Raw genomic sequence first — 10,201 nt, forward strand, 5'->3', positions numbered from 1 at the left:
GTAGATCGTGGGGAGCGTGGTGCGGTCGCTGAAGTTCCTTGTGCGGGAGGCCAGTTCGTCGAGCAGGTCCGTCGTCGCGGACGGGTCCCGGCGCAGGTCCGTGAGGAGTTCACGGGACTCCGCCGCCGCCCTGCGGGCCGCCCGGGCCACGAGGTCGGCCTGCTGCCGCAGCAGGGCCGGGTCCGGGTCGGGGGCCGCCGCCGATGCCGCCAGGCCCTCCGCCGCCAGGGCCACGCCGTGCAGGGTCTTCGCCACCGAGTCGTGCATCTCCCGGGCCAGGCGGGCCCGTTCCTCGCCGATCGCCTCCGTCACCGCCAGGCGGGCCTTCATCGCGGTGAGGGCCTGGGTCGCGGTGCCGAAGCGGAGCAGGAGGCCCCGCAGGGTGGAGCCGACCGCGCCCGTGATCACGCAGAAGCCGGGGAGCAGGAGGACGTCGGCGGGCGTGGTGGCCGGGTGCGGGAGGGCGGTCTGGGCCAGCAGCAGGATCAGGGACTGGAGGGACGCGAAGACCGCGGCGCCCCGCCAGCTGTAGGCGATGCCGGCGAGGAGGGGGGTGCAGACGCTGACGTAGGCGAGCGTGGTGTCGGGGCCCGCGGAGATCAGGAGGAGGCTCGCGAAGAGGGTGTCCGCGGCCAGGAGGGTGGGGTGGCGCAGGAGAAGGGGGCCGAAGCGTTCCCAGTCCCGGAAGAGGGCGTAGGAGACCATGAAGGTGACGACCACCGCGGCGCCGACCAGGCGGGTGCCGAGGCCGGGGTTGGCGTTGAGGAGGGCGGCGGGGGCGGCCAGGGCGATCATCGCCAGGCGGAAGCCGAAGACCTGGCGGCACATGGCCTGGAGGGCGTTGACCTGGAGGTCCAGGGCGGGTACGTCGGCGGGCCGTGCCGGGTCCTCGGCCGGGTGGGTGTCCGGTTCCGGCGCCCCGCGTCCGTCCTCGGCCCTCACCCGCGCCGGTGTCACCTGCCGGCGCCTTCGCGCGTCCGTCATCGACATCGCCCGGCCCCCCTACTTCCCCGTGACGGAGCCGAAGTCGGTGCCCGAGCCGAGCAGCAGTCCGGCCGCCAGCAGGAGCATCGTGGCCGGGACCATGAACGTGGTGATCATCATGGTGGCCTTGGGGACCGCGCGGGCGGCCTTGCGGCGGGCGTTCTGGGCGTCCGTGCGGCGCATGTCCTTGGCCAGGGAGACCAGGGTGTCCACGATGGGGGCGCCCAGTTCCTCGCCCTGCTGGAGCGCCGTCACGAACATCGCCACCTGTTCGGAGTCGTTGCGTCGGCGCAGTTCCGCGAAGGCCTGGCGGCGGCTCATCCCCAGGTCCATCTGACGCAGCGTGATGCGCAGTTCGTCGGCCCAGGGGCCCTCGTACTTGGAGGCCACCCGGTCGAGGGCCTGGCGGAAGCCCAGGCCCGCGCTGACCACCACGGCCAGTACGTCGAGGAAGTCGGGGAGGGTGCGCTCGATGACGTCCTTCCTGACCCGGATCGCCGACCAGATGCCGACCTCCGTCCAGAACGCCCCGAACGCCAGCAGGAGCAGGGCCACCAGGATCTGGCCGCGGAGGAGGAAGACGAGGAAGCCCAGGGCGCCCAGGAAGCCGTACACCGCCCTGCGGGCCGCGTAGCGGTTGATGGTGAGGCCGCCGGGGTTGCCCGCGAGGTCGATCCTGCGGCGGTACTTGGCGACCTGCTTGGGGCCCATCAGGCGCAGGACGGCGGGGGCGTAGCGCATGCCCATGCGGTCGATCAGGGAGTCGACCGCGCCGGTGCGGGTCGATCCGACCTCCAGTGCCAGCACCAGGTCGCTCGGCAGTTTCGCCTCCGCCCGGTACATGCGGATGCCGGCGAAGAAGCCCCACACGCTCAGGGCCATCAGCAGGGCCAGTCCGATTCCGGTCACAGCCGCCCCCTCCTCAGACGTCGATCCGGGACAGGCGGCGGATCAGGACGAAGCCCACCGCGTAGAGGGCGAACGCGATGATCACCGCGCCCTGGCCGAGCGGTGATCCCGTCATCCGCTCCAGCGCGCCGTCCTTGACGCCGTTCATCAGGAACAGCGAGCCGATGCCGAGGACCGGGACCGCGTACGACGTCATGTTCACCTGGGAGAGCTGGGTGCGGACCTCCCGCCGGGTCTCCTTGCGTTCCTCCAGCGTCTCGGTGAGGTTCCTGAGGGCGCTCACCACCTGGCCGCCCGCCCGGTTCGACAGCACCAGGGTCGTGACCAGGACCACCAGTTCCCGGGACGGCAGCCGCTTCGCCATCTCGTCGAGCGCGTCCTCCATGGCCACGCCGACCGCCAACTGGTTCGCCACGTTGGCGAGTTCTTCACCGGCGGGCGCTTCCAGCTCCTCGGCCGCCATGCCGATCGCGGTGCGCAGGGCGAGGCCGGCGTGGGTGGCGTTGGCCAGGATGCGGGCCAGTTCGGGGAGTTGGTTGATGAACTTCTCGATGCGCTTCTGCCGCTGCCAGTTGAGGAACTGCACGGCCGCCCAGACACCGGCGAGACCGGCCAGCGGGCCGAAAAAGGGGGCCAGGGTGGCCTGGCCGATCAGCCACAGTCCTCCGACGAGCCCGATCATCGCGGCGAAGAACTCGCCCGGTGTCACGTCGAGGCCGGTCGCCGCCAGCCGCAGTTCCAGCTCCCGGCCGAGCCGGGTGCGGCGCAGCCGGCGGTCCAGGTCGCGGAAGTGCCGGCGACGGCCGGTGTAGGGCACCTGGCCCGCGGCCGTGAGCCGGTCGACCAGTGCCGCCCGCTGGGCCCGCCCCCTGGCGTAGAAGTGGACGCCCACGACGGCGAGGGCGCACGTCAGCAGGGTGGCGCCGACGGTGAGGCTGACTAGGGTCTGGAGGTCCATGGGGGTGGGTCCTACCTGGCTTCTCGGAGGGCCAACTGGGCCGCGGACTGGGCCACGCCGAAGGCCTGGGGGGTGGGCTGGCTGGCCATGTAGAGGCGGTCGACGGTGCGGCGCGGGAGCGGGAAGTACGCGAACCGGCCGTAGATCCGGCCGTCCGCCGCCATCGGCTGGGCGTCGAAGCGGGCCACCGTCGCCAGCCGGTACGGCTCGCTGCCGTGGCTGTCGAGCAGGGCGATCTCGGTGATCCGGCGGGCGCCGTCGGCGAACCGGGTGAGCTGGATGATCACGTCGACGGCGCTGTTGATCTGGTCGTGCAGGGCCTCGAAGGGGATCTCCACCTCCGACATGGAGGCCAGGGTCTTCAGCCGCATCAGCGCGTCCTCGGCGCTGTTGGCGTGGACCGTGGCGAGGGAGCCGTCGTGGCCCGTGGACATCGCCTGGAGCATGTCGAGGGACTCGCCGCCGCGGACCTCGCCGACCACGATCCGGTCGGGGCGCATGCGCAGCGAGTTGCGGACCAGGTCGCGGATGGTGACCCGGCCCTGGCCCTCCACGTTCGGCGGCCGGGACTCCAGCCGGACCACGTGGCGCTGCTGGAGCTGGAGTTCGGCGGAGTCCTCGATGGTGATGATCCGGTCGCCCTCGGGGATGAGCCCGGACAGGGCGTTGAGCAGGGTCGTCTTCCCGGTGCCCGTCGCGCCGGACACGATGATGTTGAAGCGTGCCTGCACCAGGCCCGCCAGCAGGTACAGCATGTTCTCGTCGAGCGAGCCGAAGCCGACGAGCTCCTGGAGCGTGTAGGAGCGGGGGAAGCGGCGGATGGTGAGGATCGCGCCGGTCAGGGAGAGCGGCGGGATGATGACGTTCACGCGCTCGCCGGACGGGAGGCGCGCGTCGACCATCGGGTTCGTCTCGTCGACCCGGCGGTTGACGGTGGAGACGATCCGCTCGATGGTCTGCATGAGCTGGTCGTGGGACGGGAAGCGCAGCGGCAACTGCTCGACCCGGCCCGCGCGTTCGACGAAGATCGAGTCCGGTCCGTTGACCATGATCTCGGTGATGGAGGCGTCTTCGAGCAGCGGCTCCAGGATGCCGAGGCCGAGCGCCTCGTCGACCACCCGCCGGATGAGCTGCGAGCGTTCGACGGTCGACAGGACCGGCCCCTCGCGGCTGATGATGTGCCCGAGCACCCGCTCCAGGCGGGCCCGGCGCTCGGCCGCCGCCAGCGAGCTCATCTCCGCGAGGTCGATCTCCTCCAGGAGCTTGGCCCGGTAGGAGGAGACCAGGTGGCCGTCCTCGCCCCGGCTGCCGTTCTCCTCGGGGGTGTTGATGCGGGACCGCAGACTCATGGGGGTACCTCGTTCAGTGGTCGAGCGGCATGGTGGCGGTCTTGACGGCGGGGTCGAAGTCCCAGCCGGGCACGAGCGACGGGATCTGGACGGTGGCGGTGACGGTGACCGAGTCGCCGCCACCGCCCTCGGCGCAGTCGACGGACAGCCAGTCGCTGATGGCGTTCACACAGCCTTCCTGGGCGCTCCGGTCCAGCGAGGCGGCCCGCGCCCCGGCCCTGGCGGCCGTGCCGGCCTGCTGGGCGGTGTAGGCGATGAGCCCGATCTGGACGCCGGCCATGGCGACGAGGATCAGGATGGGGATGAACCCCAGGTATTCGAGGGCCACTTGGCCCCGGTCGCGAAGCCCTTTCCGGGAGTACGGCATCTCAGTCCCTGTCCTCCTCCACCGCGCCCGCGTGGCCCTCCACGTCGAAGGGGAAGCCGATCGCCCCCGGGAACAGGACGGGAACCTGGAGGGTGACGGTGGCCCTGACGTAGCCGCCGCCGGTCGTGCAGCTCACCGTGCCGCTCCACGCGCCCGGCAGCTTGTCCGTGCCCGCCTCCTGGCATGCCGCCGCCCTCTGCCCGGCCGGCACCGCCGTCCCCGCCCGTGCCGCCTCGTCCGCAGCATTCCCCGCGAGCGAGTAGGTGTACCCCAGCAGCACGAACTGCCACAGCAGCACCAGGGTGACGAGGATCAGCGGGGTCATCCCGAGGAACTCGACGGTCACCTGCCCCTCGTCCCGGCGCGCCCTCATCTCCCCAGCTCCTTGCGCCGCCGGAAGGTCAGCGAGCCCCGCTCCCGGCCGCCGTTGCGATGGGAGTTGGCCTCCGTGCCCTTGACCAGGCCCAGTTCGCCGGCGAGCGTCCACAGGGCCTGCTTGACCGTGCCCTTGGCGTCGAGCTCGTGGACCCGGCCCGCGTCCACCGCGCCCTGGAGCTCCTTGAAGTTCGCCGGGATCACGGTCGCCGCGACCCCGGTGCCGGTGATCTTCTGGATCAGCGCGGGCTGGATCTCCGTACCGCGGCTGTGGCGGTTGACGACGACGGTGGTCTCCTCGGCCTTGCGGACCTGGAGGCGGTCCCACATGCGCACGGCACGTTTGGCGCCGCGCACGGCGACCACGTCCGGGGTGGTGACGAGCAGGGCCGTGTCGGCCATCTCCACCACCGCCGCGCCGGCCCCGCTGAGCTGTGCCCCGCAGTCGACGACGACGACCTCGTAACGGGAGCGCAGGGCGCTGACGATCTGGCGGGCGGCCCGTTCGGTGACCTCCTCGCCGCGTTCGCCCTCGCCGGGGGCGAGCAGCAGCGCGAGGCCCGTGTCGTGGGGGAAGACGGCGTCGGCGAGGACGCGCGGGGAGATGTCGGTGATGGCGGCGAGGTCGACGACCGAGCGGCGGAACTGGACGTCCAGGTAGGAGGCGATGTCGCCGGTCTGGAGGTCCAGGTCGAGCAGGGCGGTGGCACGCCCCGAGGCCTGGGCGGCGAGGGCGAGCTGGACGGCGGTGGTGGTGGCGCCGACACCGCCCTTGGCGCCGCTGACGGTGACGACGGTGCCGCCGACGCCGGTGAACACGTCGGTGGCGGCGCCGAGGTGGCGTCGTACGCCGGTCGACCACTGGGCGACCGCGTGCACCCGGTTGGCGAGTTCCTCGTAGCCGAGCGGGAGGGCGATGAGGCCGCGGGCGCCGTAGTCCATGGCGGCCTGGAAGAGGCCGGGGCTGACGTCGGAGGTGACGAGGATGACGCCGACGGCCGGGAAGCGGAGGGCGACCTCGCGGATGAGTTCCAGGGCCGGGACGGGTCCGATGCGCTCATGGACGATCACGACTTCGGGCAGCTCGTCGATCGACTCGGACGCGAGGCGCGCGAGGGTGTCGATGAGCTGGGTGGAGTCGGTGACCGGGGCGACGGGCTCGGCGTCCGGGAGCTGGCTGAGCAGCGTGGTGAGAGAGCGGACCGCGTCCGCGTCGCCGACTGCCGGGAGGATCCTCGTGGGCATGGCGGCCTCTCACTTGTCCTTCGCGAGTTCGTACGTGCGCTGCTGCTCGGGCACGGTCCCGGTCTCGCCCGGCGCGACCAGCGCGAGGCGGACCCGTTTGGCGAACGACTCGGCGTACGTGATGCGCTGGGCGTCGAGGGCGGAGAGCGCGAAGGTGATGGGGCGGGCCTCGGTGGCGGCGCGGGTGCGGTCGTCGGCGTCGGGCTGGAGCGGGGTGAGGTCGCCGACGTCCAGGACGCGCGCGTTCGTCACGATGATCTTGGACTGGTCGGGATCACCCTCCTTCTGCCCCTCGAAGGTCGCGTACACGTTGACCGCGGAGCCCGGTGTGATCTTGCCGGCCACGCCGGTCGCCGCGTCGATCATGATGGCGACCTCCTGCTGCCCGGGCTGGAGCGCGGGCTGGTCGACGATCATGTCGCTCTGGAGCAGCGACCCCTTCTTCAGGGTCGTCACGGCGATCTTGTCGCGGACGGCGTCGAGGTCGGTGATCGCGTTCGCGGAGAGCCAGCGCTCGGGCATCTCGGTCTTCTCGAACTGCGCCGCGGTGAGCCGGGTGTAGGGCTCGATGTCCTTCTTGACCTCGTACGCCGTGACCTCGGGGCCGACCTTGGACTTCACGTCGTCGATGACGGAGAGCACGCCGGCGAAGGCCGCGAGGGCGCCCAGGACCGACAGGAGCAGGAGTATCACGCCGCGGCGCTGACGGGAGTTCATGAACCGTACAACCTCGTTGGGGGGCTCGGTCGAGCGGAATCGGGGACGGGGGCGATCCGGTACGGCTCACCCGGCGGGCAGTTGCTGCTGTGGCCGCTCCTGCTGGAGGGCCGGTGGCACCGGTGCGGTGGCCGAGCAGAAGACACAGCGGTCTCCGATGACGTCGATACCGCACCAGTGACAGATGTTCTGCCGTACCGAGGTGACCAGTTGGTAAAGGACGGACAGGTCGGGCAGGAAGGTGCAGAACTCGATCAGCTTGCCGGTGCCCCACCACTCGGCGGACTCGGCGGGCAGCGGCGTCTCCCGCAGCCCCTGGATCCGCCAGGACTTGGCGAGGCTGCCGGAGACCCAGTCGGACTGGAGCTGGCCGCGGGCGACGAGCATCGAGGTGGCGAACTCCGGGCCGGCGAGGGCCGCGTCGGGGGCGATCCTGACGAGCTGCGGCTGCGGGTGGGCGAGCACGGCGAACTGGCTGCCGGGCACCCATGACTTGGCGTGCGACTTGAGCCCGACGGGGACCCGGTCGAGCTTGGCCACGGAGCCGAGGAGCGCGCCCGCGTGGAGGTAGTGGGTGAGCAGCCGGCCCGCCGAGGCGAGGACGCCGGGGCTGAGGTCGCAGGAGGCGAGCTGTCTCAACTGGCGTGCGAGGACGGCGAGTCCGAGGGGCGGCAGGTCCGGCCGGAACAGGGCGATCCGGTCGCTCTCCAGGAGGGACCGCACGGTGCGCAGCCGCTGGTCCACCGCCGGGGGCACGGCACGGGAGTACACGACGACCACATGGCCGTGCTGGTCGATCAGCGCCTGGAGGACGGCGAGCGAGTGGTCCAGCGGCTGCCGGTCGAGGCCGTCGAGCACGACGGCGGGCAGGGTCCGCTCGTCCTGCGCCGGCAGCGCCATGTCGGCACCGGTCACTGCGATGGCAGTTGGCACGCGCAGCTCCCCGTATCCCATGCCCGTGGGTCCGACGGATCACTCCGGCGCACCCGGTCGACTTCACTGCGTGACTACCTGAGCACTGTAACCACGGCTCTGTGACCGGAGAACAGCGATTCTGTGACTTCCTGACCTGTCTGCGGGATCAAAAGCGGGCGATTCCCGCCTAGATGGGGCGCACTTGCCACGTGCGCGGGCCGGAGAAGAGCCAGTTGCGTCCACCTCCCTTGACAGAAGATTGGTCTGGACCAACTCTCTTGTCATGCCCATACTCAGCAGAAGACGGCTCGGGACGACAGCCGTGGTCGCGGCCCTCGCCCTGGGGTTCGCGGGCCCCGCCTCCGCCGCCGACGTCAACAACGCGAAGAACGCCGGATTCGAGTCCGGCCTGTCGGGATGGACCTGCTCCGCGAGCAGCGGTACGACGGTCTCCTCCCCCGTGCACGGCGGCTCGGCCGCGCTGAAGGCGACCCCGGCCGGGCAGGACAACGCCCGCTGCGCCCAGACGGTGGCGGTCAAGCCCGGCTCGACCTACACGCTGAGCGCGTGGGTGCAGGGCGGCTACGCCTATCTGGGCGCGACCGGCACCGGCACGACGGACGTGTCGACCTGGACCCCGGACTCCGCCTCCTGGAAGCAGCTCACGACCACCTTCACGACGGGCGCCTCGACGACCTCGGTGACGGTGTACACGCACGGCTGGTACGGACAGGCCGCGTACTTCGCCGACGACGTCTCGGTCTTCGGCCCGGACGGGGGCGGCGGCGGCGACCCGGCACCGACGGTCCCCGCGGCGCCGGGCGGCCTGACGGTCTCGGGCACGTCGTCCTCGTCGGTCTCCCTGGCCTGGAACGCGGTGTCCGGGGCGACGGGCTACAACGTCTACCGGGACGGCACGAAGGTCACCGCGGTGACGGGGACCTCGGCGACGGTGACCGGGCTCGCCGCGTCGACGTCGTACTCCTTCCAGGTCACGGCGACGAACGCGGCGGGTGAGTCGGGCCGGTCCGGGAGCGTGACGGCGAGGACGACCGCCACGGGCAGCGGCGGGGGCTCGGTGCCGAAGCACGCCGTCACCGGGTACTGGCAGAACTTCAACAACGGGGCCACGGTCCAGAAGCTGTCGGCCGTGCAGTCGCAGTACGACATCATCGCGGTGGCGTTCGCGGACGCGACGACGACTCCGGGTGCCGTGACCTTCAACCTGGACTCGGCCGGGCTCGGCGGGTACACGGTCGACCAGTTCAAGGCGGACATCAGGGCCAAGCAGGCCGCGGGCAAGAAGGTCATCGTCTCCGTGGGCGGCCAGAACGGCACGGTCGCGGTGAACGACACGGCCTCGGCGGCGAACTTCGCGAACTCGGTGTACGCGCTGATGCAGACGTACGGCTTCGACGGCGTCGACATCGACCTGGAGAACGGGCTCAACGCGACCTACATGTCCCAGGCGCTGCGGTCGCTCGCGGCGAAGGCCGGCAGTTCGCTGGTGCTCACGATGGCACCGCAGACGATCGACATGCAGTCGACGTCCAACGCGTACTTCCAGACCGCGCTGAACGTGAAGGACATCCTCACCGTCGTCAACATGCAGTACTACAACAGCGGTTCGATGCTGGGCTGTGACGGCAAGGTCTACTCGCAGGGCTCGGTGGACTTCCTGACCGCCCTGGCCTGCATCCAGTTGGAGGGCGGACTGTCGCCCTCCCAGGTCGGCCTCGGCCTGCCGGCGTCGACCAGCGGGGCGGGCAGCGGCTATGTCTCCCCCACCGTGGTGAACAACGCCCTGGACTGCCTGACCCGCGGGACGAACTGCGGTTCCTTCAAGCCGGCCAGGACCTACCCCGACCTGCGGGGCGCCATGACCTGGTCGACGAACTGGGACGCGTCGGCGGGCAACGCCTGGTCCAACGCGGTGGGACCGCACGTGCACGGCCTGCCGTAGCCGTGGGTCAGGACGCGGCCGGGTCGTCGCCCCGCCTCACCGGGGCGGCCTCCGGCCCGTCCGCCCGTCACGCGAGCGGCTTGTAGTAGCCGAGGACCGGCGCCAGTTGGGCGAACCAGCGGCCCAGGGTGTCGCGGCTCTTCGCGTCGACCACGCACTCGTAGAAGCGCCCGTCGAGGTGGATGACGGCCATCATCAGGGTCTTGCCGTTCGGGCCGGCCTTGTAGTGGACGCTGCGGATCTCGTTCCAGGGGAACTCCGCGGAGGCGCCGTGGTCCTCGAAGGCGACGCCCGCGGAGTCCACCACGACGGAGTTGTGGCGGTCCACGGCCATGAACTCCGGCCCCTCGACGGCCTGCTGGGGAGGCGGCGCGGCGAAGGCCGACGGGGGCGCCGGAGGTCACGAAACCGGGAGCCGC

General features: G+C 71.3%; 11 protein-coding genes. 1 reads left to right on the plus strand and 10 read right to left on the minus strand.

Going from position 1 to position 10,201, the window contains the following annotated elements; genetic code table 11:
- From AOJ26_RS37105 to AOJ26_RS37145, 9 genes are all read right to left on the minus strand, one after another.
- The coding region (locus tag AOJ26_RS37105; RefSeq protein ID WP_420713320.1) for a histidine kinase at positions 1-990 on the minus strand (990 nt) is incomplete at its 3' end.
- Positions 991-1,002: 12 nt separating this feature from the next.
- A complete protein-coding gene (locus AOJ26_RS37110) occupies positions 1,003-1,893 on the minus strand; it encodes a DUF5936 domain-containing protein (protein ID WP_086724816.1) in 891 nt (296 codons plus the stop codon).
- A gap of 13 nt (positions 1,894-1,906) precedes the next feature.
- A complete protein-coding gene (locus tag AOJ26_RS37115) occupies positions 1,907-2,851 on the minus strand; it encodes a type II secretion system F family protein (RefSeq protein WP_053852756.1) in 945 nt (314 codons plus the stop codon).
- A gap of 11 nt (positions 2,852-2,862) precedes the next feature.
- A complete protein-coding gene (locus AOJ26_RS37120) occupies positions 2,863-4,200 on the minus strand; it encodes a CpaF family protein (RefSeq protein ID WP_053852757.1) in 1,338 nt (445 codons plus the stop codon).
- A gap of 13 nt (positions 4,201-4,213) precedes the next feature.
- Positions 4,214-4,567, minus strand: a complete 354-nt coding sequence (locus AOJ26_RS37125; protein WP_053852758.1) for a TadE/TadG family type IV pilus assembly protein — start codon at positions 4,565-4,567, stop codon at positions 4,214-4,216.
- 1 nt (position 4,568) lies between these two features.
- A complete protein-coding gene (locus AOJ26_RS37130; protein ID WP_053852759.1) occupies positions 4,569-4,940 on the minus strand; it encodes a TadE/TadG family type IV pilus assembly protein in 372 nt (123 codons plus the stop codon).
- The gene (locus AOJ26_RS37135) at positions 4,937-6,187 is read right to left on the minus strand and encodes an AAA family ATPase (RefSeq protein ID WP_053852760.1); all 1,251 of its coding nucleotides are present in this window, start codon (positions 6,185-6,187) and stop codon (positions 4,937-4,939) included. The genes AOJ26_RS37130 and AOJ26_RS37135 overlap by 4 nt, the downstream gene beginning before the upstream one ends.
- A 9-nt stretch (positions 6,188-6,196) precedes the next feature.
- The gene (gene cpaB / locus AOJ26_RS37140; RefSeq protein ID WP_053852761.1) at positions 6,197-6,904 is read right to left on the minus strand and encodes a Flp pilus assembly protein CpaB; all 708 of its coding nucleotides are present in this window, start codon (positions 6,902-6,904) and stop codon (positions 6,197-6,199) included.
- A 66-nt stretch (positions 6,905-6,970) separates the two neighbouring features.
- On the minus strand, positions 6,971-7,858 hold the full coding sequence (locus AOJ26_RS37145) for a hypothetical protein (RefSeq protein ID WP_078960172.1): 888 nt from the start codon (positions 7,856-7,858) through the stop codon (positions 6,971-6,973).
- Between the two features lie 244 nt (positions 7,859-8,102).
- Between AOJ26_RS37145 and AOJ26_RS37150 the strand changes: the two genes are divergently transcribed.
- Entirely contained in the window at positions 8,103-9,782 is a 1,680-nt protein-coding gene (locus AOJ26_RS37150) for a chitinase (protein ID WP_053852763.1), read from the plus strand.
- 67 nt (positions 9,783-9,849) lie between these two features.
- Here AOJ26_RS37150 and AOJ26_RS37155 read toward each other — a convergent pair whose 3' ends face one another.
- Positions 9,850-10,116, minus strand: a complete 267-nt coding sequence (locus AOJ26_RS37155) for a hypothetical protein (RefSeq protein ID WP_078960173.1) — start codon at positions 10,114-10,116, stop codon at positions 9,850-9,852.
- Positions 10,117-10,201: the final 85 nt, after the last annotated feature.

Origin of the sequence: Streptomyces sp. NRRL B-24085 (assembly GCF_001282115.1) — a bacterium.
Classification (GTDB): domain Bacteria; phylum Actinomycetota; class Actinomycetes; order Streptomycetales; family Streptomycetaceae; genus Streptomyces.